This is a genomic window from Streptomyces sp. NPDC060232, from assembly GCF_042726555.1.
Lineage (GTDB): Bacteria > Actinomycetota > Actinomycetes > Streptomycetales > Streptomycetaceae > Streptomyces.
Window position 1 is genome coordinate 202,045 of record NZ_JBHXAG010000004.1, and the last position, 26,440, is coordinate 228,484.

Annotated in this window: 21 protein-coding genes; 7 read left to right on the forward strand and 14 right to left on the reverse strand. The window is 65.6% G+C overall.

Annotated elements, in window-relative coordinates; genetic code table 11:
* Nucleotides 1-256 precede the first annotated feature (256 nt).
* The 7 genes from ACFWFZ_RS09355 to dndB all read right to left on the reverse strand — a co-directional run bounded on the left by ACFWFZ_RS09355 (nt 257) and on the right by dndB (nt 10,510).
* Nucleotides 257-2,428 (reverse strand): hypothetical protein, encoded by a 2,172-nt coding sequence (locus ACFWFZ_RS09355; protein WP_387118926.1) that lies wholly within the window; start codon nt 2,426-2,428, stop codon nt 257-259.
* Between the two features lie 205 nt (nt 2,429-2,633).
* Entirely contained in the window at nt 2,634-4,373 is a 1,740-nt protein-coding gene (locus tag ACFWFZ_RS09360; protein ID WP_387118929.1) for an ATP-binding protein, read from the reverse strand.
* 400 nt (nt 4,374-4,773) lie between these two features.
* Nucleotides 4,774-5,244 carry a hypothetical protein gene (locus tag ACFWFZ_RS09365; RefSeq protein WP_387118931.1) on the reverse strand — a complete coding sequence of 157 codons (471 nt, stop codon included), beginning with the start codon at nt 5,242-5,244 and terminating at the stop codon, nt 4,774-4,776.
* 297 nt (nt 5,245-5,541) lie between these two features.
* Nucleotides 5,542-5,919 (reverse strand): DNA sulfur modification protein DndE, encoded by a 378-nt coding sequence (gene dndE, locus ACFWFZ_RS09370; protein ID WP_098897876.1) that lies wholly within the window; start codon nt 5,917-5,919, stop codon nt 5,542-5,544.
* Nucleotides 5,909-7,900 (reverse strand): DNA sulfur modification protein DndD, encoded by a 1,992-nt coding sequence (gene dndD, locus ACFWFZ_RS09375; RefSeq protein WP_387118934.1) that lies wholly within the window; start codon nt 7,898-7,900, stop codon nt 5,909-5,911. Before dndD ends, dndE begins: the two co-directional genes overlap by 11 nt.
* Nucleotides 7,887-9,383 (reverse strand): DNA phosphorothioation system sulfurtransferase DndC, encoded by a 1,497-nt coding sequence (gene dndC / locus ACFWFZ_RS09380; RefSeq protein WP_387118937.1) that lies wholly within the window; start codon nt 9,381-9,383, stop codon nt 7,887-7,889. Before dndC ends, dndD begins: the two co-directional genes overlap by 14 nt.
* The gene (gene dndB / locus ACFWFZ_RS09385; protein WP_387118940.1) at nt 9,380-10,510 is read right to left on the reverse strand and encodes a DNA sulfur modification protein DndB; all 1,131 of its coding nucleotides are present in this window, start codon (nt 10,508-10,510) and stop codon (nt 9,380-9,382) included. The genes dndC and dndB overlap by 4 nt, the downstream gene beginning before the upstream one ends.
* A 77-nt stretch (nt 10,511-10,587) precedes the next feature.
* On the opposite strand from dndB, the gene dndA reads away from it, so the two are divergent.
* Nucleotides 10,588-11,730, forward strand: a complete 1,143-nt coding sequence (dndA, locus tag ACFWFZ_RS09390; RefSeq protein WP_387118943.1) for a cysteine desulfurase DndA — start codon at nt 10,588-10,590, stop codon at nt 11,728-11,730.
* Between the two features lie 4 nt (nt 11,731-11,734).
* Here the strand turns inward: dndA and ACFWFZ_RS09395 are convergent, their stop codons facing one another.
* From ACFWFZ_RS09395 to ACFWFZ_RS09405, 3 genes are all read right to left on the reverse strand, one after another.
* The gene (locus tag ACFWFZ_RS09395; protein ID WP_387118946.1) at nt 11,735-13,174 is read right to left on the reverse strand and encodes a DNA phosphorothioation-associated putative methyltransferase; all 1,440 of its coding nucleotides are present in this window, start codon (nt 13,172-13,174) and stop codon (nt 11,735-11,737) included.
* 1,215 nt (nt 13,175-14,389) lie between these two features.
* Nucleotides 14,390-16,000: a tyrosine-type recombinase/integrase gene (locus ACFWFZ_RS09400; protein ID WP_387118948.1), complete on the reverse strand. Its 1,611-nt coding sequence runs from the start codon at nt 15,998-16,000 to the stop codon at nt 14,390-14,392.
* Nucleotides 15,997-16,668: a helix-turn-helix domain-containing protein gene (locus tag ACFWFZ_RS09405; protein ID WP_387118951.1), complete on the reverse strand. Its 672-nt coding sequence runs from the start codon at nt 16,666-16,668 to the stop codon at nt 15,997-15,999. The genes ACFWFZ_RS09400 and ACFWFZ_RS09405 overlap by 4 nt, the downstream gene beginning before the upstream one ends.
* 94 nt (nt 16,669-16,762) lie before the next feature.
* On the opposite strand from ACFWFZ_RS09405, the gene ACFWFZ_RS09410 reads away from it, so the two are divergent.
* The 5 genes from ACFWFZ_RS09410 to ACFWFZ_RS09430 all read left to right on the forward strand — a co-directional run bounded on the left by ACFWFZ_RS09410 (nt 16,763) and on the right by ACFWFZ_RS09430 (nt 22,475).
* Nucleotides 16,763-16,993: a hypothetical protein gene (locus tag ACFWFZ_RS09410; RefSeq protein ID WP_371588033.1), complete on the forward strand. Its 231-nt coding sequence runs from the start codon at nt 16,763-16,765 to the stop codon at nt 16,991-16,993.
* Nucleotides 16,994-17,223: 230 nt separating this feature from the next.
* Nucleotides 17,224-18,510 (forward strand): DUF3631 domain-containing protein, encoded by a 1,287-nt coding sequence (locus ACFWFZ_RS09415; protein WP_387118955.1) that lies wholly within the window; start codon nt 17,224-17,226, stop codon nt 18,508-18,510.
* A 337-nt stretch (nt 18,511-18,847) separates the two neighbouring features.
* Complete coding sequence (locus ACFWFZ_RS09420) at nt 18,848-19,729, forward strand: DUF2637 domain-containing protein (protein WP_387119227.1); 882 nt, start codon at nt 18,848-18,850, stop codon at nt 19,727-19,729.
* Between the two features lie 473 nt (nt 19,730-20,202).
* Nucleotides 20,203-20,763, forward strand: coding sequence for a MobC family plasmid mobilization relaxosome protein (locus ACFWFZ_RS09425; RefSeq protein WP_387118959.1), 561 nt, complete (start codon nt 20,203-20,205; stop codon nt 20,761-20,763).
* Nucleotides 20,760-22,475: a relaxase/mobilization nuclease domain-containing protein gene (locus ACFWFZ_RS09430; protein ID WP_387118962.1), complete on the forward strand. Its 1,716-nt coding sequence runs from the start codon at nt 20,760-20,762 to the stop codon at nt 22,473-22,475. The genes ACFWFZ_RS09425 and ACFWFZ_RS09430 overlap by 4 nt, the downstream gene beginning before the upstream one ends.
* Before the next feature lie 65 nt (nt 22,476-22,540).
* On the opposite strand, the gene ACFWFZ_RS09435 is transcribed toward ACFWFZ_RS09430, so the two are convergent.
* Nucleotides 22,541-23,053, reverse strand: coding sequence for a hypothetical protein (locus ACFWFZ_RS09435; protein ID WP_387118965.1), 513 nt, complete (start codon nt 23,051-23,053; stop codon nt 22,541-22,543).
* 209 nt (nt 23,054-23,262) lie between these two features.
* Between ACFWFZ_RS09435 and ACFWFZ_RS09440 the strand changes: the two genes are divergently transcribed.
* On the forward strand, nt 23,263-24,120 hold the full coding sequence (locus tag ACFWFZ_RS09440) for a hypothetical protein (protein ID WP_387118968.1): 858 nt from the start codon (nt 23,263-23,265) through the stop codon (nt 24,118-24,120).
* Here the strand turns inward: ACFWFZ_RS09440 and ACFWFZ_RS09445 are convergent.
* The 3 genes from ACFWFZ_RS09445 to ACFWFZ_RS09455 form a co-directional block, all read right to left on the reverse strand.
* On the reverse strand, nt 24,108-24,968 hold the full coding sequence (locus tag ACFWFZ_RS09445) for an aldo/keto reductase (RefSeq protein WP_387118971.1): 861 nt from the start codon (nt 24,966-24,968) through the stop codon (nt 24,108-24,110). The two genes, ACFWFZ_RS09440 and ACFWFZ_RS09445, sit on opposite strands and share 13 nt — an antisense overlap.
* Nucleotides 24,902-26,113 (reverse strand): JmjC domain-containing protein, encoded by a 1,212-nt coding sequence (locus ACFWFZ_RS09450; protein WP_387118974.1) that lies wholly within the window; start codon nt 26,111-26,113, stop codon nt 24,902-24,904. The genes ACFWFZ_RS09445 and ACFWFZ_RS09450 overlap by 67 nt, the downstream gene beginning before the upstream one ends.
* Nucleotides 26,114-26,200: 87 nt before the next feature.
* Complete coding sequence (locus tag ACFWFZ_RS09455) at nt 26,201-26,362, reverse strand: hypothetical protein (protein WP_376117963.1); 162 nt, start codon at nt 26,360-26,362, stop codon at nt 26,201-26,203.
* Nucleotides 26,363-26,440 lie beyond the last annotated feature (78 nt).

Consider the following 26,440-nt stretch of genomic DNA (forward strand, 5'->3'; position numbering starts at 1 on the left):
TCCGTCGCCTGCCCGCCTCTCACCCTGAAGACCTTCAGGTTGCCCACATGCCCCCCACGTCTCAGATTTCTGAACGTGCAATCGAGTTCAGGAGGCGTTTATTCCGGGTAGCGACTGACGCCAACGTGTTCGTAGGGCCCCGCGTGAGCGGAACTTGCTTCGCAGAGGCGTGAGTACCTACGGCCGAGGATCTGCCCCTATGAGGGAGGCATAGGCGAGCGACTCATTGCGCTCGCCTGTACTCCTCCCGGCTCGGCTACTCCGCCTCCGCCACGACATCATCCAGGTCGAGCTCACCTTGCTTGCTGCGGCGGACTGGCTTGCTCAACCAGGCGTCGAAGTCGTCGTCGGACACAGCGAACCATTCCTTGAGGGCCTTCTTGAGGGCCGTGTTCGCTTGCGTTTCGGCGGTGGGTCGGAGATCGCTCTCCTGAGCAGTCGGCTGGCTCGTCTTGAGTGCCTTTAGCTGCTGCTTGATGCACAGGTCCAAGTACATGCGTCGGGCTTCGCCGAGCTTGATATCGAACTCTTCGCGGTCCGGCAACCATTCGGACACGTGATTCCACGCGGCGGGGACCGCGAGCGCCTGCAACCAGAAGTACCGGAAGTAGACGGCTTGGGCCGACTCCATGTTCCCGATCTGGTTGATCGGGTTTGAGATGCCGGCCTTGTTGAACGCGACCTTCCGGTCGCGGGCGCGGCTGTGCTCGATCTGAAAGAAGGCATTCCAGGCTTCGACGAGGGCCTCCGCGAAGGCCGGGAGGTCCTTGAGCTCGACACCGCCAGGCTGAGTCTTCCGAACTTCCCACAGTGAGCCCATCGTCATGACGAGTCCGAGCTGACAGGCGTGGGTGTTGAGCACGGTGTAGGCGTCCTTGCAACGCTTCACGCGCTCGGGACGAATCGACCCAAGGTACTCCTGCGCTCGGTACTGGTCGAAATCCTCTTCCTTACCCTTGAGCGCCTCCCAAGCTCGGATGACATCCGACTTGGGCAGTCGGCGGTCCGCGCTGTCCCTGTGCTCCGTGTAGTGGTCGTAGCTGTCACGCAGGGTCCAGAAGACGCCCACGCCACCGAAGAGGGCGTCGTGAGCCAGAGCGGCGAAGGTATCCGCTACGTGCCAGTCGTCCCTGAGCTTCGTCAGCGCTCTGGCGTGTGCTGCGTACGGCGCGGTCCTCGAGAGCAACGTAAGGATGGCCCTGCCCCACGTCTCCTTGAACCTGGCGCTGATCGCCTCCATCTGGCCGAGGGGGAACTGCTTGTCACCGAGTGAGTCACGGTCGAAGGTGATGCCCCCGTCCTCGAAGTACCTCTCCAGGAGACTGGATACGTCGAGCTGACTGCGCATGAAGTCGTCGCGCTGTTGCTCACTCTCCTTGCCGGAGATTCCCTGTGCGACGTTGGTGAGGTATTTCGATGGTCCGAAGATGCAGCGGTTCACGGCCATCTTGAGGAGGTTGATGTTCGTGAGTACCGACCACCGCGCCGGCCGGTGGCTGTTCACCTCAGGGTTGTCGTACTCCACGGTGTAGAGGGGCAGGTAGGAGTCGTCGTTGCGGCTCCGCAGCTCACTGAGCATGCTTCGCGTGAGCACATTGGAGAGTTCGGCATCCGAGAGCAGGATGATGCGGGACTCGCTCGGGGGGCGTGCCTCCTTGTTGACGTCGACGAATAGCTTCCGCGCCGCCTCGTGGGGGCGGGAGCCATCTCCGGTCTGCTCCGGGAACCAGCACACCGTGACGGGCACCTCCACCTTCGACAGGTCGGGTTCGCCGGCACCGTGCTGTTCGAGTACACGCCGCACCTGGTGCTCATAGAAGGAGCGGTACTTGACCGCCGAGGTATCTCCCCATGAGTTGGTAAGGGTGCGCTCAATCGCAAGGAGGGCCATGGCTCGGTGCTGGCCGTCGAGAACCACCAGGCTGGACTCGCTGCGATTCCACCAGAACTTGCCCACATTTGCCCCGTGTGGCTGCCCATCAGCGCCGAGGAGGCGGTGGACCTGGAACGCATTACCAGCACGCTGCTCCTGCCAGTGTGCTTCGTCGGCGCTGATCGATGTCACGTCCCCCAGCACCGGAAAGGACGTCGGACGCTTGTTCTGGAAGGGCAGCAGGACAGCGACGATCGGCGGGAAGAAGGCGGGCCCCGTGGTCTGGGGTTTGAGCAGGTAGGGGATCAGGTTGACAGCTACTCGGTGATCGTCGAGGTCGCGTTGCAGAAGCTGGTTGAAGTCGAGGTCGCCGGCAGCCATGACCTCTCGAACCGGGGCGAGGTTCTTGGTGAGCTGCCGTTCGGGCGTGTTGGCGTCACCACCGAGTCGAGCCTTTGTCATGATGTAGTCGACCCTCCCCGCCGGAGTGTCGAAGCTGCCCCACGTTCCCTGCACGTAGTCGCGGAACGTGAGCCCACTGCCCGAGCCGAACATCCTTCACTGCCTTCCCACGCCGGCGGCCGTTGCGCCGGTTTCGATGTGTTGCCTGTTGAGTCTTCTCACGACATCCTGCTGGTCACGCCGTGAATGCGTAGCCCGATTGCAGGAAATGAAGCGCGCCTTCACACCACAGAACGCGCCAGGGCGGACGTTCCGCCGAAGCGTGCCGGACGGCGTGACGCCGCCCGGCACGTCAGAGTCACTGGTCCTTGAGCTCTTCCTTGAGCATCGCCTCGGTGAACATGCCCCAGTGAGTTCGCAGTTGGCTGTAGTCCTCTTCAGGGTTTGGGGACATGGATTCCGCACGTGCGTAGCCCATGAAGAGGAGGTCGATGGCGGCCTCGGCTCGGCGGGCGAGGTCGAGCATCTCCTCGGGGGTCATCCCATCCGTACCCTGATCAGCGAGCTTCTTGAGGGGGATGTAGACCTCCCTGAAGAAGGTGTGCCGAAGGTTGAACTTCACCAGGGCCTTGCCGTTGAGGTGCTGGACCACGATGAACTCTTTACCAGGCCAGCTGGCATCGAAGAGGGTGATGGGCTTGGTCCGGATCTGTTCGCGCAGTGCCTCGATCTTCGCTGTGTCCACCTCGAGATCGAGGCCCATGTCCTCGGCCGCGTCCAGGACGATCTGCTCCTCCTGCTCTGCAGTGACTGTCCGCCCAGCAAGCCCATGAGGAAGGCTCGGGTTGGCCCGCGCTGCGGTCGCCATGCTTGCGTCATGCGGACCGCTCTCGAGACGCTTGCGTGTGTCGACCTCGATCCAGTGCTCGTGGACCTGCTTGCGGGCTTGGCGTACCGGCCGCCTCAGCCAGTCGCGCAGCTGGTTCCGGAGCTTCGTCACCGGCTCGGCGCCGCGCTTGACGTTGCGAACCTGGAAGTACTCGTCCAGGTCGGCAGGGAACGTCACCTCGATCGCGACATACCGGATGGCCTTGTCGTTCCGCGTCGCTGCGAGGAACCGGGGGATGCTGTCGTAGAAGATCTCGCGGCCGTTGCGCACGATACTGATCTTGCCCGCATTCTCGGCGTTGATCTGGAACTCCCCGATGTCATCGCCCCGGTGGTCCACCTGACCGCCGGCCCCTGCCCAGGGACGGAACTCAACGGGGACCAAGGCGACCGTCACGTGGACCTTGTGGCCGTCGATCTCGATATCGTCTTCCTCGACGATGGTGCCGCGGGGGTCGAGCTTCTGCGACTTGTACCTGCTGATGATGCGGGGATTGTCGCGCAGGAACAGGGGGTCGTGGAGAGTAACCTGCTTGCCTTCGAGCTCGATGGTGCGCCCTGTGTCGATGTATGTGCGGTACGCACGTGCAATGAACTTGCGGAGGTCAGCGACCTTCTCCTCCAGGGACGTCCCATACGTGCCGCCGGTGGACAGTCGGTCGATCTTACTGAAGATCACAACCGTTCCGGAGGCGAGCGGGCGGCCGTCGCGCCCCACCATCTGCTTGGCGGCCTCTTCGGGCCATTCCGCGACCTCGTTGGTGGTGATGTACTGCTGCTTGCCGTCTCGGACCTCTTCAAGGTCCACGTAGCTGTGGTGGATCTGGGGGCTGTTGGCGCGCTTGCTGTAGATGTCGATACGCTCGCCGAGGCTCAGCCCGGCAAGCTTCAGGCCCATCCCGAAACGGCCGAGACCATCGCGTTCGTTGTAGCGGGCGCTGTAGCCGATGGACAGTACGTTGTGCATGATCGCCGGATCGATGCCAACACCGTTGTCGGAGATGATGAACTTCTCGATGGTCTTCTTGCGAGCGCCGTAGACAGGCAGTACACGCATCAGAGTTGCTTCCGCCTGGATGGAGTTGTCCAGGGGCTCACCGATAGCGGCCGTGAGGTCGAAGCCGGCGTCACGCATGGATTCCAGGGCACGGTCGACCTGGATGATGGTGCCGCGCTGACCATCGGGGGCCAGAAACAGGGGGGTCGTCATCGTGAGTCCTCACTTGAGCTGATAGAGGGATGAGTCTCGGAGACCTCGGTTGCGAAACGGTGCTTCCGAACTGCGCGCTGTGTGGGTCGGCAGTACACGCAGCCGGCCTTCTGGTGGGCGGGATGGTCCGGGTGTATCCGGTTGGTAATGTCCGGCGCGAGTGTGTGGAACAGAGCGCACTCGACTTCGAAGGCGTTCAAAGGGCTGTTGTGGACGTCGTACGTGAAGTACGCGCCACGCCGATTCGTGCAGTGCCGGAGGAGCCGTCGCCTGAGGTCGGTATCGCTGCGACCGATGTACCTCGGGACACCAGTCGCTGTGTAGAGCACATACGTTCCGATGTGCCGCGGGGGGATGAGCGCTCGTACGAGCCACGGGCGAAGACGGAGCAGTCTGGGGTTCATGCAGCCAGCACCGACGCCTTCCAGAGCTGTCGGGCAGCTTTCCGGGCGCGGCTGATGCGTTCTCGCACCCGGGCCACAGGCAGGCCCTGACGACGGGCGAGGCTAACGGCATCGTCACCGCGGGCGAGGGCCAGCAGCAAGGCGCGCTGCTCCTGCGAGATTCCGGTCTCGACGCGCAGCCACTCGAAGATCTCAACCAACGGGTAGTCCCGGTCACTCACGCCCTGGTCGTTGTGCTCAGCGGCGAGAGGGACGAGGGGCGTGATGGTCTTGCGGCGCTCGAGAACTTCGTAGGCGTGTCCCATGGCTGAGCGGACGCGGTACTCCGCCGGCGTGGACTCGTCGGAGGGGTTGCGGAGAAGCTCGTCGAGGGCTCGATCGATCCTGTCGAGCTGGTAGGCGTCGAAGGTGGCGAGCGCACTCCGTTGCAGCGCGACAATTGCCCCCTCGACAGGGTGGCTGATCATGATCGCTCCATGGGTTTGGTGGCGAACCCCATACGGTGGCTCGCGTCCTTGTGTTGAAGCGGTGCTCATTTAGTTGTCCTGCGAGGGTACTAGACGCCGCCGACCGGCGGAGGCGAAGTCCCCCAACCTGTAGACCGTCTGACTGTCCCTCACTTAGGTAGGTCGGGTCGCGGCACCTGTTGTTGCAGGGGTTGCTGAGAAAGTTCTGCAGAGCTTTCGGGAGGCAGTACGCCCAGGGTCAAGATGCAGAAGCCCGCCCCACCGACAGGTGGGGCGGGCTTCTGCATCCGTCCGGAGCTATCCCGTGGCGGTGGAGACAAGCTGCTCGACGGATCGAAGGTCGCTTCGACCGTGCAGGTAGCCGATGCCGCGGTGAAGATGGACCGTCAGAGTCCGGGCGACAGCCTCGTCCGAGAGCTCCTCGCCGTCCGCGAGACACCGCTGCTTCAGCAAAGCAAGATAGATGTCTCCGTACGGACTGGTGAAGGTCTTCCAGGACATCTCGACGTTGGAGTCCGTCACGACCTCCTTCACCAGCGGTGTGGACGAGTCCCTGAGCGACAGCGCAAGAGCCCACCTGCACAGCTCATTCCACTGGGTCAGCCCAGTGTTGCGCTTCAACCAGATGAGTTGATCCTTCGCCGTCTGCGAGAGGCGGACTGTCTCAAGCGACATGCGATGCTCCTGCTGTCCACCAGTACCCAGCCTCGACACTGGTGGTGAACGTTGTGTCGTCGTGAACAAGCGTGTAAGTGTGCGCCAGGGAGGGCTTCAACCGGCTGAGGAGGTTCTCGTTGATCTCCTCGTCGGTGGACAGGAGAAGCACCTGCCGGCCGGCGTTCGGGAAGTAGCGATCGACGAGGTGCTGGCGGTGTCGGCTGTCGAGCCGCCCGAGAGGTGTGTCGATCACACTGGGCAGCCGGTTACCGGCAACCTTGGCCAGACCCCAGAGCAGCGAGATCGCAAGTAGCTGCCGCTCGCCGGCGCTGAGCCGCCCAGGATCGATGGGCTCCCCATCGGAGTCCGAGAGGGTGAGGATGGCCTTGGCGGTATCAATCCTCAGGTCGTGGATGAGACCGCTCTTGCGCATCAGAGCCTTGAAGCTCTGGAGGACTGCGACCTCGAGACGGCTGATGTGGCGCCGCTTCAGTGCGTCGCCGAACTTCTCCAGCGTATTCCGTGCCTTCTCGGCGTACTCGACGACGCGATCGAGCTCTTCAACCTCGATCAGCGTTTTGACCCGCCTCTGCTGTGCTCGATCAAGGTCGGCGCCGATGCGATCGCGGCGACTCTTGGTTTCCTCCAACTGCACTTCGCCCCGCCTGAGTTCGTCCTTGGCAACGGCGAGTGCATCCATGGCCTCGTTACGCTTCTCAACAAGGTCCTTGATGAGCTTCTCGTCCGGGACCCCAGCAAGGAGGCGGTCGGCGTCGTCGAGACGGTCGGCCGTCTCTGCCGATTCCTTGAGCAGTTCACGAGCGCGGGATGCGTCTCGGGACAGAGCTTCGTCAAGGGCGGAAAGCTGCTCAAGTGCGTCAAGGGGGAGGCTGAGGCTCTGCTTGAGCTCCGCCGCAGCCTCGCGCTTCAGACGGTCTGTCGCCAGCTTCTTCTTCAAGGCCGTGCGCGCGGCGACCGTCACCGACGCCGGCAACTGCTCGAGAAGCCACGCGTCGCGCTCGTCCAGGACGCCAACGACCCGCGATGCATTGTCAGCATCCCTCTCCCGCACCGCCTGTTCACGAAGCGTGGCCAGCTGCTGCGGGAGCATGAGTAGGGGGAGGGGGCCGGCGGCCAGAGAGCGCAAGGCACTGCGCTGAGCCGCCAGATGGTCGGCGATGCCCTTCCTATTGCTCTCGAGCTCCTTCTGACGCTCGAAGAGATTCCCGCCGGCCTGCTCGAATTCCTTCTCTACTCTGTCCAGCTGCAACTGCAGCCGGTCGCACCTTGACCGCACGCCGCCCAAGGTCAGCTTGCGGTCCGCGTACTCCTGCCGTGCCGCTTCGTGTTCGGCTTCCTGGGCACGGATTTGATCGATGACAGCCTGGTCCTCGTTGGACAGCCGTTGGCGCCGTTGCAGTGCAACTAGGTCAGTACGAAGCTGTTCTACGGTGCTCAGGCCAAGCAGTGATTGGATGGCGGACTCGATGACCGCAGCGGCCCGCTCAGGGTCCGCTAGTGACTCGATCTTTTCGCCGTCGAAGAAGAAGAGCGAGGCTACTTCCAGTGGGAGGATGTCTTCGACATGGTCAGGCCAGCCGTCGCTGAGGATCCGGTCAAACTCGCCGTCCACCTCGACTACCAGGAATTCCTTAAGCTGCTTGCCGCCGATGTGCCAGCTCCGGACCACCCTGTAGTGCCGCTCCTGGCCATCCACAACAATGGAGAACTCCAGCGCGACCTTCGCGCCATCAGCCTGATTGGCCTTGCGGTTGATGCTCTCTCGCAGGTACGAGTCGTACGAGCGGTTTCCGCGACCGCTACACCGTGCCCGAGGACCGTAGAGAGCCAGCTGGATGGCGTCGAGCAGAGTCGTCTTGCCGCACCCATTGAGACCGCCGATCAGGATGATAGGTCGTCCGGGCTTAACGCTCAGGTCGAGGGACTGCTTGCCACGGTAGGCGCCAAAGTCGTGGAGTTCAATATTACGAAGGTGCATCGGTGGTCTTCTCTTCGTCCAGCGTCACGTAGGTCGGGACGGTGTCGCGGATCTCCTGCTTACGCTTCGCGAACTGAAGTGCGTCGCCTTCGTTCTCGTAGAACCCCTTCTTGATCGTCTTCTCAAGTTCCTTGAAGAGGCCGGAGCGACGCGTCATAGTCCTGTGCTGTCGCTCAACCGCGAGGAGTTCACGCGTCATCGTGAAATGGATCTCGTCGCCATCACACACTTCCTTGAGCAGATCCATTTCCTCTGCTCCAAGGACGAGCTGCTCATCAAGAGGCCGGCCTGGGAACTTCTCGTTCGTGGCCTTCTCGTAGATCCCAGGCAGTGTGTCCTCAACCTCGTGCTTGTCGAAGACCCAGATGCGGCGGATCTCATGGAGCTCCGCCTCCGAGATAAGCTCGATGCCCTGCACGCTCTCCGGCGAGGTCCGCCGTACGAGGGTCTGCGCGTCCAGTAGCTTCGTCAGCCACTTCTGACGCGCTTCCTGCGTGTACGGCCCCTGGATGACACCGTCGTGGAAGAGCTGGACGGCGCCGTTCATTCGCCGGAAGTCCCGGGTCTCCTTTTCCTTCGACACGTCATCGAGTTCATTCCGGAGCTCAAGGAGAGGCCGCATCCACTCCTTCTCCTCATCGTTGCGGATCATGGCAGTCATGGACTTGTCCTTGTCCACAAGAGTGCAAGTCCAGCAACCGAAGCGACTGTCACCGCACGAAGGCGTGGTGTCGTCCACAACCAACGGGCATTCGGAGTCCTCAGAGGCTCCCTGATACATCGTCAGGAGATCCTTGTTTCGATGGCCCCAAGCGTTGGAATACTGCATCAGGAACATCCAGACCTCGTCGGTGCCCCACGCTTCAATAGGGCTGTAGACGAGGGAGTTCGGCAGATTACCGTTCGGGGAGAGTCGATCGCGCACACGACGCTTCTCGTGCCGGGCCATAGCGCGGGCACGCGCCTGACTCTCGGCCTTGCGAATACCGAGAACGAGGATCGCCTCACCATGCCGGCGTACCACGCGTCGAATAAAGGCGTTCGACGGCTTGATCTTCAAACGCTCGGTGCACCAACGAAACTTGGGACGAGGGGCCGGGTACCCGCGACCGATGAGGTTGACCCAGAAGGTGTCTTTCACCTCGGGAATGAGTCGATGCGGCTCGATGGGCAGTCCCTGCTCCTTCGCCGCCTTTCCCATCGTGTCAAGTGACTGGGTGACCCAAGCAGCGACTACCGGGTTTTCAACCAGCGTGTCGGTGCTGATGACGTGCACGGGCTTTTTACGCTGCTCATCGGGAAGACCCTGGAGAGCCAGCCAGACAAGTTGAAGGACGGCGGTGGAGTCCTTGCCACCGCTATAGCCGATGACCCACGGCACCTCGTCAGCTGTATAGAGCTCACGGATTTCTTCCGTGAGCTCACTGACTACTTCGGCGAGGGCCCTCCCCTGGAAAGGGGCCGTCGACTTCGCGGTGCTCATGCGTCTCCTCGCAGGTATGCGTCTTCTACACGCTGCTCTTCTGGACTGAGTTCGAGCCTCATGTGATGGCGCAGGTAGTTCACAGTCAAGGCTAGGTTTTGGTGGCTCTTCGAAACGCGGCCACCGATCAGCGCGCGCCCTTCCCAATCCGGGTTGGTGCGGGACCAGTCAACCGAAGTTAGGAGCTTGAGCTTCGAATGCCACACCTGGGGCGACTCGGACTGTCGCAAGAGCGAGTTTCCGATTCGTCCGAGAGCGTGCAGGGCGATGCCATGGCTGTGGATGTAGTCCTTGCGTACCTCGGGGGCCGCGAGTTCACGCTTCCGTACCAAGCCCCACTCGGGCACCACGCGGTCGACGGCCTCCCAGTACGCCTCTGCAAGCTCCTGGGCCTTGCCCTTCTTGATCTCCAGGCCTTGCAGGAGGGACTGGGTGGCGTAGTAGACGGCACTCAGGGTGAAGAGTTTGCGTGAGCGCTGAGCAAGGGTGCTGTTCTCCATCTCGACGTGTCCCTTGAAGACGGGGGACTTCATCGCCAGGAGGCGAGCCATGATCGCCAGGTCGTCTCGGTGGTCGTAGAGCACACCGATGGAGCGTGGGGGTCGCACTGCGTGGCGGTTGAGGTCGGCGAACATCTGCTGACAGCGGGCGAGGCCGGCGTCGTGGAAGAAGACGACGGCGATCGTCTCCTCGCCGAGGTCGGGGTTCTCCTTAAGGGCCTGCTCGATGGCAGCGCGTCGATGCTGCCCGTCGTTGATCAAGAAGCGGGCGGCCATGGGGATGCGGATCTGGCCCGCACGCATGCCCATGCCGGAGTCAGCGATGCTCTCGAAGTACATGTCGCCGTCGACGGATGCGGTGAGCGCGCTGAAGACGTAGTCGTCCGGGTTGTCGACGATGTACCGAGTGAGGGCTGGAAGGCGCCCCTTGTTCAGGACGCGCTGGGCGCGAACTTCCGGGGCCAGTTCGTCCTCGTCGAAGAGGAAGATCTTCGGGATGAGGCGCAGGGGGCACATGGATACGTAGAACTCGCGCCCCGCCTGGACGCCCCGGATGGCTGGAAAAATGTAGTCGAAGCCAGCGGACGTAGCGGTGTCGGCAACCTGCGAAGATGACTGTGATCCCACTCGCGTAACGCTATCGTACGTCAGAGATAAGACGTACATGATGTGCTGGATTAACGCACAAGGGTGTGGTGGGGCTAGTGGTGACGTATCTCGATGCTGCAGCTACGACGCGTGTGGACCCGCGCGTGGCCGAAGTTGTCCTGCACTGGATGACCGAGGACTTCGGGAATGCCGGCTCCCGGACGCACGACTATGGGACCCGTGCGAAGCGCGCGGTGCAGCAGGCGCGCGACTACCTGGCAGGCACTGTCGGTGCCGAACCCGATGAGTTGATCTTCACTAGCGGGGCAACCGAGAGCAACAACATCGCACTGCTCGGCCTTGCTCCCTACGGCGAGCAGAGTGGTCGGCGTCACATCATCACCTCGGCCATCGAGCACAAAGCGGTGATCGAACCCCTGGAGCACCTGCAGTCCCGTGGCTTCGAAGTCGACTTCATCAAGCCCGGCTCGTCAGGCAGGGTCTCCGTTGAGGAAGTGATGGAGCGGCTGCGCCCGGACACGCTCCTCGTCTCGTTGATGCACGTGAACAACGAGACGGGCGTCGTCCAGCCCGTCGCCGAACTCGCCGGCCACCTCCGCGAAACCCCAACGTACCTGCATGTGGATGCTGCGCAGGGGTACGGGAAGTTGCCCGAGGATCTGACCGCTCCGATCGACATGATCAGCGTCAGCGGCCACAAGATCGGCGCTCCGAAGGGCGTCGGCATGCTGGTTACACGCCGTCGACGCTGGGACCGGCTGCCCCTGCAGCCGATCATGTTCGGTGGCGGGCAAGAGCGAAAGTTGCGACCCGGGACGCTCCCCGTGCCATTGATCATGGGAATGGCCGAGGCGGCAAAGATCTTCCAAGCGGAACACAAAGAGTGGAGCGCGAGGGCGATGGAGCTCCGCACGCGACTCTTGGGCGCGCTCGAGAAGACCCGGTTTCAGATCAACGGCGACGAGGATCACTCAGTCCCGCACATCCTCAACCTGTCCTTCGACGGTGTGGATGCCGAAGCTCTCATCGTCCGGCTGAAGCAGCATGTGGCCGTTGCTACGGGTTCCGCATGCACGAGTGCCTCGTACACCCCCAGCCATGTGCTTACGGCCATGGGACTCCCTGCGGAGGCGGCAGAGAACGGGCTCCGTTTGTCCTGGTTCCCGAGCCAAGCTGCTGACCTCGACGTTGAGGAGCTGGCAGACATGATCGCGCAGATGCAGCCCGACGCGGCCTGACAGCTCAGCCTTCGGCGCGGCGCACCAGTCGATGCCCGCGAAGGGACCGGCCGCAGCGGACGAGCTCCGACTCCCAGCCGTTCTCTGTGCCGATGAGGTGAGGGCGCTCGTACAGCCCCGCTTTCACCTCTGCCATTGTCAGCCGCTCGTACCGCTCGACATCAGGATCGTCGGGGGCGAGAAACTCGTGCTTGCGGTGAAGCAACGGTCGGTTCTCCGAGTTTGCGTACGACGTGTGGGAGGTCTCAAGGGTCCTGAGGTCTACCTGGTAGGAGGACCGGCACCGCGGGTGCGGGTCAATGTCAAAGTCCGGGTAGTCGAGCCAACTCACCGCCCGGCCCTGATGGCGTAGCTTGGCCAGCGTCCACGATTGCGGCCGGCCGGCCGCAATCGAGGCGCAGTGCTCGTAGAGGCGTAGAACTGTGGGCAAGCGGTCGACGGCACGCTGGTGTACGTACATCGCAGTCGGGGTGAGCTTCCCGACGGCGGAGGCGTGCATGGCTCCACGGATGTATGTGTCGTCACGCAGCTTGAGCAGCAGCCTGTCGGATCGCTGACATGCCTCCTTGTACGAGGTGAAGAAGGCGCGGACGTCGAGTTGGACGCTGAGCGGGAGGCTGCTGAAGGGGCCCCGACCGTTGAACAGCTCCACCGCCAAGAAGAGCAAGGTGTTGAGAGTGGTTTGCCTCCCGCCTTGCTCTACCTTGCTGACGTCGGCTGAGTCCCGCACGAGTCGACGAACCTCGTGGGCTCGCAAGTGGCCGAGTAGCTCGGCCATCGACTGAGGTGCTTCTTCCATCCGAGGCAGCCGCCCCCGCCGTTCCATGTAGTCGACGACTGCTGCGATCCCTGAGGTCGTGTCCTCGGACGTGAGCCACTCTGCGTCAGGAACGATCCGTCTGGCGAGGTAGCTGAGACGGGCTCTCTCGTCCTTGAAGGCATAGACAATTCCTGGTGCGGCGGTGACTGTTCGTACCCCCGTCACTTCCTCGACGTAGGTCCGCAGCTCGCTCGCGCCGAAGAGATGCTGGAACGTCTGCCGGCTGGTGAGCAGCCCGTCGCCGAATGCCTCGCCCCTGACCTTCGACTTCTCCCATGTCAGCCGCGCGGATGTGACGAGGACCGTGTCGGCAAGCTCCCACGCTTCCTTCAGAGTCTTGCGGCGCTCGTGTGGGTCTTCGATGACGTTGAGGACGTAGGTGAGGAGCACGACATCGGCCGGCTCCAGCTTCGTGTCGGCTTGATAGAACGGATCCCATCCAATCGCTCTGCAGTCAAGCTGTCGAAGCGCGCGTACATCGCCACCGCGCCCGCAGCCGTAGTCCAGAACCGTGCAGCCCTGGACTACCTGCTTGTCGATCATTGCTTGTCTGGCCGGCACGGAGAGGCTCGCTCGGCTGATCGCAGTCAACCTTCGGTCGCTACTCCAAGCCCGCCGCGTCATGCTCGCCCCTCCTGTGGCTGGGTAAGAGCGAGAATAGCGGCGGACAGCCCTCAGGCTGGGCGAGAGTTGCAAGTCGCAGCAGCTGAGGTCCAGCGCGGGTTGGCCTACTCCTGCGCCGCCTCCGGACTCTCGCGACGCTTCTTTCTGATCCAGTCGTGCATGGCCTCGATCAGCGCGTCGGATGGGCTGCGCCCTTCGCTCTTTGCGAGAGCCTCAAAGTCCTCGCGGAGCTGTCTCGGCGGGCGAAAGCCCATCACCCTCGTGTGCCCTGTGCGCGGCCGACCGACCATGACGCCCCTTCGGTTTCTGTTTAACAGAATCTAGCAGTCACCTGCGGATCTTGGTGGACAGGTGGCGTAATGCAGGGCATGGTTGCTGATCAGGAAGGCAGCTCGACCTGGGAGTGATGTCTCCACGCGGAGTCCACCGGGCTTCCGATAGGTGCGCTCATGCGATGAGGCGTTCGACCTTGAACCCTCCAGCGCACCCGTTGGCAAGACGTGGTGGAGGAGGCGTCCATGAGTTACCGCCCAAGGTGCGAGGGGGGCGAGTCGGCTAGCTGCCGTGCCTGGCCGATCTGGAGGGTCCGGTGGAAGGAGGACTCCCTTGATCGGAACTGGTTTCACGCGTGCGGGCGACACCTGAACCAGGTCGCCCTGACGCAGGCGTCAGACGTGGGCGTGGAGCTCGATCTTGTCCGTATTCTCGCGATCTGAATGCCTGGTCCCACCGCCGCAGTGATGCCTGGTGGGCGCGTGTGGACCGCGATGTCTGCTCTGATCTGAGAAGTGCGAACTGGCCCGGGGCGGGTGTCCGGGGTCAGTTCGGTTCTTGTCGGATGTCGACAAGAACCGCCCAGAGCCGGTCATCGGATTGCTGTTCGGGGCTGTAGCGTCACTGGAGGCGATCAGGGGAGCGCAAGGGGAGCGCGGACGCCTTTGGACGGTGCAGCATGGGACGCTAGCAGCGGGACCGCCACAGGTGCTCTGATCTGGGGAAACGGGATCTGGCACGATCGCGGGGCACAGCCCGGCATGATCCCTAGCGGGCTCGTAATGCGTAGGTCTCGGGTTCGAATCCCGAAGGCGGCTCTGTAGAAGCCCCAGGACTCACTCGCCGTGACCTGGGGCTTTTGCTATTTCCGGGGTCGGTCGGCGCGTGCATCGGTTGGGGCCCGAAACTCCGTGCGTGAGCGATGCGTGAGCGGAGGGGCCGTCAGCCCTTCTTAGCGGCCTTCTTGGCCTTGCCCTTCCTCTTCCCCTTGGCCTTCGCCTTCTCGGCTTGCCTGGCCTTCTTGGCGGCCTTGCGGGCCTGCTCTTCCTGTTCGGCCTTGCGCTGGAGGGGGACCAGCTTGGCTGTGGCCTCGGCGGCGCTCTTGCCGACGTGGGGGAGCACGCTCTGGTAGATGTCGCGCGTGATCCGGGTGTCGCTGTGCCCGAGCGTGTCCGACACGATCTTGATGTCGATGTCGGCCGCCAGCATGAGCGTGGCAGCGCCGTGGCGTAGGTCATGCAGCCGGATCGGCGGGAGTCCGGATGCAGCGACGAGCCGCTCGAAGAGATCGGTCACCTTGCCCGGGTGCAGCCAGGAGCCGTCCTCCTGCGTGAAGACGAGCCCGGTGTTCACCCAGGCCGACCCCCACTCGGCGCGGTCGGCCTCCTGCTGCTTGCGGTGCCGCTCCAGGACGCCGACGGTGTCGTCGTCGAGTGCGACGACGCGGAAGCCGCTATCCGTCTTCGGCTCGGACGCCTCGACCTCCCAGCCGTCCTGGACGAGCTGCCCTGTCACGGTGAGGGAGTGCCGGTCGAGATTGGTCTCCGACCACGGCTGTCCGCACGCCTCACCTCGCCGCAGGCCGCGGAACGCGATCAGGTGCCACATCGCGTACAGCCGGTCGTCGGCGACGAAGTCGAGGAAGGCGCCTGTCTGTTCCGGCGTCCAGACCATCACCGGGGAGGGCTTCTCGCCGGTCTGCTCCCACTTGGCGACCCGCTCGTCCGTCCACACCAGCGCCTTCGGCTTGCGCACCGGATCGATCTCGACGTGGGCCGCCGGGTTGAACGTGATGATTTGCTGCCCGATCGCGTCGTTCAGGGACGCGCGGAGCGTCGCCTTCACGTGCTGGCGCGTGGCGGGGCCGGTCACCCGACGGAAGGCTGGCATCGCGTCGAGCGCCGCCTTCAGCACCTTCCGGCGAGCACGGTTCTCGGTCCCCTTCCACGGGATCGTCGCCAACTCCTCCACGGCCGCCCGCCGCTGGGCGTTCTGCTCCAGAACCTCGGCGTTGCCGTCGGCGATGGCCGTGAACATCTCGCTCAGGTGGCTGACCCGCAGCCGGTCGAGCCGTCGGTGCCCGATGTGCGGCTTGAGGTGCACGCGGATGTCGGTCTCGTACCGGCTGATGCCCGACTTCCGGATCCGCTTGCCCGCCAGCCACCGGTCCAGCCACTCGGCGACGGTCAGGCTGCCGACGAGGTCCTGGCCGGCCTTGAGCCGCCGCCGGGTCTCCTCCACGTCGGGCAAGGGCAGCTTCTCGCCGCTGACCTCGGCCAGCATCTGGGCGAGCAGCTGGATGCCTTCGGGGTCGTCGGTTTCGGCGAGCCCGAGCAGGGCGCGCACGTGGTCGAGGTCGGCCTGTGCCGCCTTGACGTTGGCGTACCCGCCACGGGCGAACGACCGTCTGCTGCCGTCCTCGCGGGGCGGCAGCTCCTGGCGTATGGAGTACTTGCAGTGGTTCCTGCTATTGCGCTTGGGGCAGGAAGTGCCGAGTTCCTTGCCGGTCTTGGGATCGCGGCAGGAGCAGCGGCGGTAGGTGGAGCCCTTCAAATGTCGTCCTCTTCGTCGGTGTCGGGTGGGTCGATGTCGGCGAGCTCGGGCGGCAGGTAGGGAAGGAGCCCGCCGTGGCCGCTGATGTAGGAGCGGGCTTCACGGAGGGATTCCCTGGCTTGGGAGACTCGTTCGGCGAAGACCGCGTGGGCGCGTTGGGCTTCGGTGCGTCGGACCGGGTCCTTCTCGGTTTCGACTGTGTGCCTTGCGTAGCCTTCACTCGCCATGGCGCTCTCGGCCCGGGACAGAGCTGAGATGTGCTGGCGCTGCTGGTGGAGCATTTCGTGGTCGTCCAGTCCGGCGTCGTCATGGGCCGAGAACCAGAGCAGGGCCTCCCACGGCGGGATTCGCTCCTGGAGAGGCAGACGCTGTACCTCGGGGACGTACCCGACGGGGTAGATCAGGCAGATCGGGCTAGTCCAGAGGGCCTCTGCCAGCACGATGACATCAACCAGGGGGAGGTTGGTCCTCCGGCCGGACTCCATGTTCGCGATCACGTTGCGCGGGATGGGGTGGCCGATGTCTTTGCAGCGGTCGGACAACTGCTGTGCGCTCCAACCGATTTCCTTTCTCCGTCGCTTGACCTCGTTTGCCACGGTGGCCATGACGTGGTCCGCCCATTCGGGAACGTCGTCCTCGTCTCCATCATCGAATTCGCGTTGTGTCATGGAGACACATTAGCTCGGCCAGACTTGTACTCGTAGGCCTGGAGTCGGACGTGAGGACCGCGTTCGCCGACGGCTGTGACGAGAGGAGTGCTGCATGCGGGAGAACCCGACGGGAACCGGGTCGAAGGGGATGAGCCGCGAGGAAGTGCTGTCCCTGCCGGCGGCCATTGACCTGGACACCAGCAACCGTGCGCTGGGTCTCGGGCGGAGCAAGGGCTACGAGCTGGCCAAGCGGGGCGAGTACCCGTGCAAGGTCCTGCGGCTGGGCAAGGCGTACCGCGTGGTGACGGCAGACCTGGTGAACCTGCTGGGCTTGGCCGCTTGAGGGCGCGAGAAGGCAGCAGACCATTCTGCGCGGAGCTGACACAGAAACGCTGGACTGTGCCAGGGGGCGGACGTACTGTTCGTCGTCGCCCGGCTCCCCCAAGGGCTCACGGGAAACAAGTGAGCCCCCGACGCGCCAACGTCGGAGGCCCCGGCAACATCCCCACCCGCAATCACACGGTCAACCCGAGTGGCCAGCACGCACGCGGCCACACGAGAAGGAGCTGCCCCTTGGAACCTACGACATCCACGCCCCCTGCCGCACCTGCCAAGGCGACCTGGCCTGCGGTCGCGATCCCCGGCCAGCCCGGCGCTTACCTGCACGACGCGCAGGACGAGGGCCTCGACACGGCCTTCGAAGTCCCCGCTGAGGCGGACGTGCCCCCGGCCACGCCGCCGACCCCCGCATCGGAAGGGGAGGCGATCCTCGACGAGCTCCGCGCCACGATCCGCCGATATGTAGTGATGCCCAGCGAGGAGGCCCTGACCGCCGCCACGCTGTGGGCGGCGGCCACGCACCTGCAGACGGTGTGGCAGCACGCCCCACGCCTCGCGGTGGTCGGACCCGCGAAGAAGTGTGGGAAATCCCGGCTGCTGGAGGTCCTGATCGAGGCGGTGCACGATCCGCTGATCACGGTCAACGCTTCCGCTGCGGCGATCTTCCGTTCCATCGGTGACAGCAGCCCGCCCACGCTGCTGGTGGACGAGGTCGACACGATCTTCGGGTCGGCGAAGGTCGCGGAGAAGAACGAGGAGATGAGAGGCCTGCTCAACGCGGGCCACCAGCGCAACCGCCCCACCCTGCGCGTCTCGGGCCCGAACCACGAGGTGCAGAAGTTCGCGACCTTCGCCATGGCCGCGCTGGCCGGCATCGGGGACCTGCCCGACACGATCATGGACCGGTCCGTGGTCATCCGCATGCGTCGCCGCGCGGGCTCCGAGAAGGTGACCTCCTGGCGCTACGGCCGCGACGACCTGACGGTCAGGGCACTGCGGGAACGGGTCGCGGCCTGGCTCGCCAGCGTCCGCGACGAGGCCATCGCGCTGGAGCCCAAGCTCCCGGTCGACGACCGCGCCGCCGACACCTGGGAGCCGTTGATCAGCGTCGCCGACCTCGCGGGCGGACGCTGGCCGGTGATCGCCCGCACGGCGTGCAAGACCATGACGGACTACGAGTCCGGACGCGATCAGGAAGGCGGACTGAAGATCCGCATCCTGACCGACATCCGCAAAGCCTTCGCCAACGTCGGTAACCCGCCCGCCCTGCGGACGACCCACCTGCTGGACCTCCTCAACGCCGACCCAGAGGCGCCATGGTCCGAGCACAGCCCCAAGGGGCTCACCCCACGCGGACTGCAGATCCTGCTCGACGACTACGGCATCGGCTCGGGCAACCGCCGCTTCCCCGACGGCAGCCAGGCCAAGGGCTTCACCCCCGCGCAGTTCACCGACGCCTGGACCCGGTACTGCCCGCCGGAGAAGCCCGCCGCAGAGGCCCCGCCCGCCACCGGCGCCTGACCTTCCACGTCTCGTCCCACTCGTCCCCGCGCAGGTCAGCGCGGGGACGAGTGGGGGAGGCGCAACGAGTCGACTCGACATCGCCAGCCTGCTGACCTGGTGAAACCCGCCACCGACGCGTGCAACCGCCCGCAAAGCGGCTCCCAGGACGCGCGAGTCGGCACCCGTACCAACTCGTACCCCACTCGTCTCACCGACCGCCCGGCACGCGGTACCCGACAGATGCAACGAGTCGACTCGACATCAGCCGACCACCCGTACCTGCCCTGACCAGCGACAGGACGAGTGGGACGAGTCCCCACCCTCCACAGCCACCCACAGCTCGGTGGCCACACCTATGCCCTTGGAGTGCACCCGCTTGACCACATCCACCCCCTCGCTCAGAAACACCCCGACCGCCGAGCGGTACGTTCTGGCCGCTGCCGGATGCGTGATCGTCGCGCTGACCGCCGCGGCGTTCTGGCTCTCGTACGCCCACCTGGCCGAGGTCGCCGGACACCACGGCCTGGGCAACGCCCCAGAACGTCAGTGGGCCTGGCCCGCCACCTTGGACGCGTTCATCGTCTCCGGCGAGCTCCTGATGCTCCGTGCCAGCCTGCACCGCGTGACCGACTGGTGGGCGATCGCCCTGACCGCCACCGGCTCCCTCGGCTCCATCGCCCTGAATGTGGCCGGCGTTTACGGCACACGCGGCACCACCCAGGTCCCGCTCCTGGACTACGTGATCGCCGCCATCCCCCCAGCCGCCGCCCTCCTGGCCTTCGGCGCCCTGATGCGGCAGATCCACCAGCATGTCGCCGAACCCGCAACCCCACGTCCCTCGGACGACTGCCTCCACCCTGTGGTGATCGCCGCCCAGCTCCCCTACGACGATGGGCAAGCCTTTCGACGTCAGCCCACACCCGCAGGCGAGGAGCCGGAAGATTCCGGTGACAACGGCGCCGAGGCTGCCGAGGAGTTGGACCTGGATGCCGGTCCCCGCAAAGCCGACCCGCCCGCCGTCCCCTCCCGGAAGGTCGGACGACCGACAACCGGTGACATGGACGACTTCCTCGCGATCGTGGAGAAGCTGGAAGGGAAGCCGACGCTGAAGCAGATGCGAGCGGCAATCGAGGGCGAGGGCCACTCGATCAGCAACGAGCGCCTGGGGAAGGTGAAGAAGGATCTCGTGGGCCTCCGCAAGCAGCAGGCTCTCACCGGAACCGCACCCGGACACTGACCGATATTCACCGCAGGTCAACGCCGGTAAGGCCGGACGGGGACCGTGGCTGCCTGACGGCCAAGGCCCCCGGTGATCACGGCAGAACTCCGTCCCCTCACGACAGGCCCGGTCCCCAGACCGCGATCCGTACTCCACGGTCCCCGGCACCGGGGCAGCCATCCACCGTATTCAGGGGACGTCGGACTTCCGGTCATCTCGTCGCTGACCGCGCGCCGCAACTTGCTGCCATCGCCGCTGGCTCCAACCTGCCGAACTTGCCTGTCCTCGCATCGCCAGCAGCCACCCCCGCATCGGAGAACCACCCTGTGACGCTCGACCCGAACGACCCCGACTCCATGCCCTCGCCGGGCTCGGAGTCGCCTAGTCTGACCAACCGTTGGCGACGCGCATTCGGGATGGCGGCCCCTGGCGGAGCCAGTAGTACCCCGAGTCCGACTCAAGGCCGGCCTTCGGGGATCTCCGCCCCGGGGGTGGCGGAGACGGCCCAGCGCCAGGGGGCGCCGGACCGTGAGATCGGGACCGAGGGCGGCCCCGACCAGGACATGCTCCACACTGTCCAGCGCGAGATCCTCCACGCCGAACGCAGCGCCGAGCCCTCCGCCGGCGAGCCGGCGGTGAAGAGCGTCCAGCCCACGATCCGCCGCTTCACCGGCAACAAGCGCGGTCATCGCGTAGGCCCGCTGCGCTTCACCGACGACGAACGCCCCCGCCTTCAGGAGGCCGCAGCCGAGCACGGTTACAAGGGCGAATCCGGCTTCGCCGCCGACATCGTCCTCGCCTTCATCAACGGGCGGTTCACCGCCAACCTGCCCTTGTCCGAGGACCGCCGCCGCACGCACGTCTTCCGTGCCCAGGTCCTGCGCCAGTGCAACCGCATCGGCGTCAACATCAACCAGATCGCCCGCGCCCTGAACAGCGACCTCACCCCGCCAGACATACGCCAGCGCCTCGACGAACTCCACGACCTACTCACCCTGATCGCTGAGACCCTGCGCGAACCCGCCAACCCGCAGGAGGTGCGACGGCCGTGATAGCTGCCATCAAGCCCTCCGGCGCCAACACCCGCGGACTGCTCGCCTACCTCTACGGCCCCGGCCGACACGACGAGCACACCGACCCGCACATCGTGGCCGGCTTCGCCATGCTCGCCATGCCCGACCCCGGCCGCGACAAGAACGCCACCCTCACCCAGCTCGCCCGCTACCTCGACGAACCCGTAAGCCTCCGCAACAGCGAGTTCGGCAAGAAGATCACCGACCACGTCTGGCACTGCCCCGTCCGCGCAGCCCCCGAGGACCGCCACCTCTCCGACGCCGAGTGGGGCGAGATCGCCCAGCGCATCGTCGCCGCGGCCGGCATCGCCCCAGAGGGCGACGACCTGGCCTGCCGCTGGATCGCCGTACGCCACGCCGACGACCACATCCACATCCTCGCCACCACAGTCCGCGAGGACGGCCGCCGCCCCAAGTTCCACGACAGCGGCATCCGCGCCGGCGACGCATGCCGCCAGATCGAGAAGGACTACGGGCTGCGCCGCCTGAAGAAGGGCGACCGCACCGGCACCCGCGCCCCCACCCAGGCCGAGATGCACAAGGCCCAGCGCCTCGGCTGGGAACAGACAAGCCGCGAATGGCTCCAGGACCGCATCCGCGCCGCCATCCCCCACGCCCGCACGGCCGAGGAACTCCTCGCCTACCTCGAAGCCGACGGCATCGCGGTGAAGGCTCGGCGCGGCCCATCCGGAGACCTCCTCGGCTACGCCGCAGGCCGCCCCGGCGACCTCAACAAGGACGGCGAACAGATCTTCCACCCCGGCGGGAAGATCGCCCCCGACCTCACCCTCCCCAAACTCCGCGACCGCCTCGAAGCCAGCCAGCCGGAAGAACACCCCACCGCCCGCCGCAACCAGCCCACCACCCCCTGGCACCAGGCCACCGAAGCCCTCGACACCTTCCGCACCGACCTCGCCGACGACACCCACGCCCAAGCACACATCACCGCCCTCGGTGAACTCCTCGAAGCCACCGCCCAGAACGCCCCGACCCAGCTCCGCGCCGAACTCCACTCCGCATCAAAGGTGTTCGCGCGCGCCCAGCGCTCGCAGATTCGGGCGGAAGACCGCGCCGCCCACGCCATCCGGAACGCGGCCCGCGACGTCGTCCATACCGCCACCCGCCCCGACGGCAGCGCCTTCGCCGCCCTCATCGCAGCCCTCCTGTGGGCCGGGATCATCGCCGGCCGCTGGCACGAGGCCAAGGGCCACGCCCACCAGGCCGACGCCGCCCGCCAAGCCCTCCACCACCTACAGGCAGCCGCCGAGCAAGCCCTCAAACCCACGCTCGTCGTACTCGAACAGCGCCAGCCGAGGGAGGAAACCCGCCGCACCCTCGCCCACGACGTACGCGCCGCCGTCCCCGACCAGGCCGACCGGATCCTCACCGACCCCAGCTGGCCCGCCCTCGCCGCCCTCCTCGCCGACGCGGAGGCCCGAGGCCACCAACCCCACCAACTCCTCAAGGAGGCCGCAGCCCAGCGCGAACTCGGCACAGCCCGCCAACCCGCCCGCGTCCTGATCACCCGCCTCCAGCACACCAGCCGCAACCCCACCCCCAACCCCCACGCTGAAGCCGCCCGACGCCGTACTACTGCCAACGGCATGGCACTCCCTGGTCAGCAGACCCGGAACACGCCGCCAGCGGCACCCGTGCCATCTGCGAGTCAGTCCGGTCGGCCTCGTCGCTAGCAAGGGTGAAAACAAGAGAGTGGGGGGAGTGAGTTGATCTCACTCCCCCCGCTTCTCCATCCAGGTCAGCCCTGAGTGGCGCGGGCCCTCATCCAACGCTCGGCAACGGATGCGTTCATCGTGTAGAAGAACTCCGACTTGAGCCCTGGCTCGCTCGTCAGCGCCTCCACCCATGTCATCGGCCAGTTGCGGCGCTTGTAGTGCTTGCGTACGGCGCGAGTGAATGCCGAGAGGTTGCCCTGCAGGCTCTTCTTCTCCATGCCCAGGTGTTTGGCGATCGAGGTGTAGCTCACCCGTGCGTCGGGCTGCTCTGCCAGGAAGTCGAGGACGCGGACGACCGTCTGCACCGAGCCCAGCGGTTCGATGGCCAGCCTGCGGAAGTCTTCTACGGTCCACTCCACGACCGGGAGCGTGTCGCTATCCGCCGAGCTCGTTGCCGCATCAACCGACGGAACCGTGGAGACAGGTGGAGTAACGGCCGTTGCTCCGGACAGTTCCGCAAGGTAGGCGTAAACCTGCGTGACGTACTGGCTCGGCACGGGTACCGAGACGAATTGCTGCTGGGCTTCCTGCGCCATGGTTCCTCCCCGGGTCTGTCCGCCAGTCCTGTCGTCTGGGGGACAGCACTGACTGTGGCACACCAACAACCGGTACGTCTGCCGGTTAATGCCATCTACTGCCATGTAATCCAGGGTGGGGGCCGTGCTGCCGTTGCATCAGACCTATGCCTCTTGCCCTCGGTGGAGCTGACTACTTGCTAACGTCGGTCAGTCTCCAAGGAGGTCCAGTGTCGTCTTCCGCACCAGCTACCGCCGCTTTCGACTTGCGAGTTGAGCCGACTGACATCGTCCTCGACGAAGTCGAACGGATGCTTGGAACTCAGCTGGACCCAGCCACGCTGGTCCGCAAGCGCCGGTCTCTCGGCGCTAGGACGGATCGTGACACCTGGGTGCGTGTTGAGCGGCGCCGCTTCGAGAAGATCGGGAACCAGGGCTGGAACGGCACTGAGTGTGCAGCGCTGCTGGATGGCGTCGCGATGCCGCAGTGGCGGCGGGGTGCGGCGTGGCGGCAGCGGGACGAGCCGGTGATGTGGCGTGCTGACGAGACCGAGCTGTTGCCCGATGCTCCAGTGGGCAATAGCGTGCTGGTGGCCGATCCGCTCTTGCCGGAAGCGTGGTGGGAAGCGCTGAACCGCTCCCTGGATGCCCTCTCAGTACAGAGCACCAGCCGGGTGGCGACTCCTGACACGGTGACGATCACGCAGGGCGGGGTGGGGGAGGCGGTACACCGCTTCCTCCCGGATGGCGTCGACACCGAGGTACGGCAGTGGCAGCCGGCGCATGCCGATCTGAACTGGGCGAACATGACCGGGCCGGAGTTCTCCCTGTTCGACTGGGAGGACTGGGGCGTGGCCCCGCGGGGGCTGGATGCCGCGTCGTTGTGGGGCAATTCGCTTGCCGTCCCGGATCTCGCCGAGCGCGTACGCCACGAGCGGCGTCACGATCTGGAGAGCCGGGACGGCAAGCTGATGACCTTGTTCGTCTGCGCGAAGATCCTTGCCCCGGACGCACATCCCGAGGACCCGCGCCTCGAACCTGCCCGCCGGATGGCGGAGCAGGTCGCGGCGGACCTTCAGTCCGCCTGACGGCCGGCCCGCTCCCGAAGCATCTGCCGGTACGTCCGCAGCCTGTCGGAATCCGGTTCGTACCGGAGAGCGTCGATCAACTCCTGGAGATGGGTGGGGTTGTCTGTGCCGACAGCGATCCTTCCCACCTCCGGAAGCAGGAAGGCGGCTCGAAACGCAGCCTGGAGGGCAGAGGGGGCGTCGTCCGCGTCTTCGATGAAGACGCGAGGGTCCAGCCGACCCCACACGGGGTCGGCCGCGTCGCCCCCGAAGGGACTCATCCCCCAGACCTGGTCCGGCGCGAGGTCCCACTGGGCCACGAGGGCCTCGGACGCTTCGAGGACGCTGATTCCCCCTAGTAGACCCGCGCGGACCATAAGTACGGCGGGCCTGGGCAGGGTGGCGTCGGCGAGGCCTGTGAGGGGGCGGGGATCCCAGGTGGAGATGCCCCAGGCACCGCACAGGCCCTCCTCCACGGCTGTTGCCAGGGTGGCGCATGCTCGGCCGAGGGTGTCTCTTGCCTCGGCCGCGGGGGAGGGGAGGGAGCGTTCCGGGTTGTGTAGGAACACCAGGTCGGGCACTCGGCCCAGGTCCCGGTTGGTCTGTTCCATTGCCACGCGCAGACGAGCAGGGTGGAGGGAGTGCTCGGCCTGACCGGCGGCGGGGAAGAAGCCAACCTTCGTGGAGAGCGTGAAGTGAGGTAGGAGATCGCCGGCGACGTCAGCCAGTGTGGCGTGGGCGGTGAACCCTCGGTAGTTGAAGCTGGTGTCGATCGTGGTGATGCCCAGGTCCAGCGCGCTGGTCAGAGCGCGGCGTTTGTAACGAGACCGGTGTAACCCGAGGACAATTCGGGGGTCAGGCTCGCGCACAGTTCCTCCTCCACCAGGATCTTCGCCAGTGCCTCCACCTCGGCGCCCACCACGCGGGTGGCCTCGTCCAGCCGTACGGGGCGTCCGCTCAGCAGCACGCGGAGGCCGGGAAGCGCCTTGGCCGCGAAGGTGAGCTTCTTGCCCGTCGCCTCCACGGCGACCGTCTCCCCGTCCTCCGTGATCGCCGGTGGGAAGTCGGTGACGCACACCGCGGCCTCAAGAGGGCCGAAGATGTCCAGGAAGGGGACGTGGCGGCCGGGAGGGGCTTCCTGCTCGCGGCTGCGGAGGAACTCCGCTGGATCGCGGGCGTCGATGAGGCGGGAGGCCGCAGTGGCCAGCCGGCGCTGCTGGTCCTGCTGCTGGTCGGGGCTGGCCCAGCGGTTGAGGTCGTGGCGGAAGATCTCCTCCTGGCGGGACCAGTCGGCCAGCCAGGTCAGCCAGCTCACGGCGGTGCGCTTGGCGAAGCCGAAGGTCACATGGGTGCTGTGCCCGTCACCGTGGCCGACGCGGGTGGCCGCGTGCCAGTAGCCGCGCGGGATGTGCATGACGTCGCCGGCCTTCATGGTGCCGGTCCACACGATCTCCTCGCTGGGCGTGTTGTTCCGTTCAGCGTCCCGGTACATCGGCACCGGCCGTGAGGCACCGCGCACCTCCCACTGCTTCTCGCCGGCGAGCTGGACGATGACGACGTCGTGGTCGTCCCAGTGCAGGTCGAAGCCGGAGGCGTCGTTGGTGGTCAGGTAGACGTTGGCCTGGACGTGCTCGCGCGACCACCACTGCAACGCCCGGCACGCCACCTCCATGGTGGGGTCGAAGACGTTCGACTGGTCGAGGACCAGCGTCGCTCCGTCCCGCAGGTGGTTGCCGACGCGGCGCATGTCCGCCATCGGTATGGCCTGCCCGCGGGGTGTGACCTGCCGGTTCAGGTAGGCGTCGGGGTGCATCTCCTCGCCTCCCTTGAAGAACCGGAACTGCGGGTTGGACACGCTCCGGCGCATGACTATGTCGAGCAGCCGCTGCGGCGTGAGGAGCCTGGAGACGACCTCGGGGTCGCTGATGCTGCCTCGGGCGAACTCCGTACCGAGCGGGGCCGGGCCATCCCACCCCAGCGCCTCTTCGATTGCGTGAACCAGACGGTGTTCCATGAGCCGTTCCCTTTCCTTGCCTCGGATGGGACGTGAAAGGCGGAGGGGCCGCGCACCGCGGCCCCTCCGCCATGGAGCCGGCGGCGCTTACGCCGCGTGATTCAGCCCGTCACCGGTGGGCCAGGGGCCGTCGCCCGACGAGCCCTGTCCGGGATCGGAGGCGTTGCTGTCGTGCCGGTCGTGGACGCTCGCGAGGGCTTCCACGGCTACCAGGAGGCCCTCCTCGACGGAGGGCTTGGTGTCCTTCACTTGGTGCTCCTTCCTCTACCGATCTCCCGCCGGGTCCGGCGGGAAGCTTTGGTGTGCGGAGGTGCTCGGTGCTGCGAG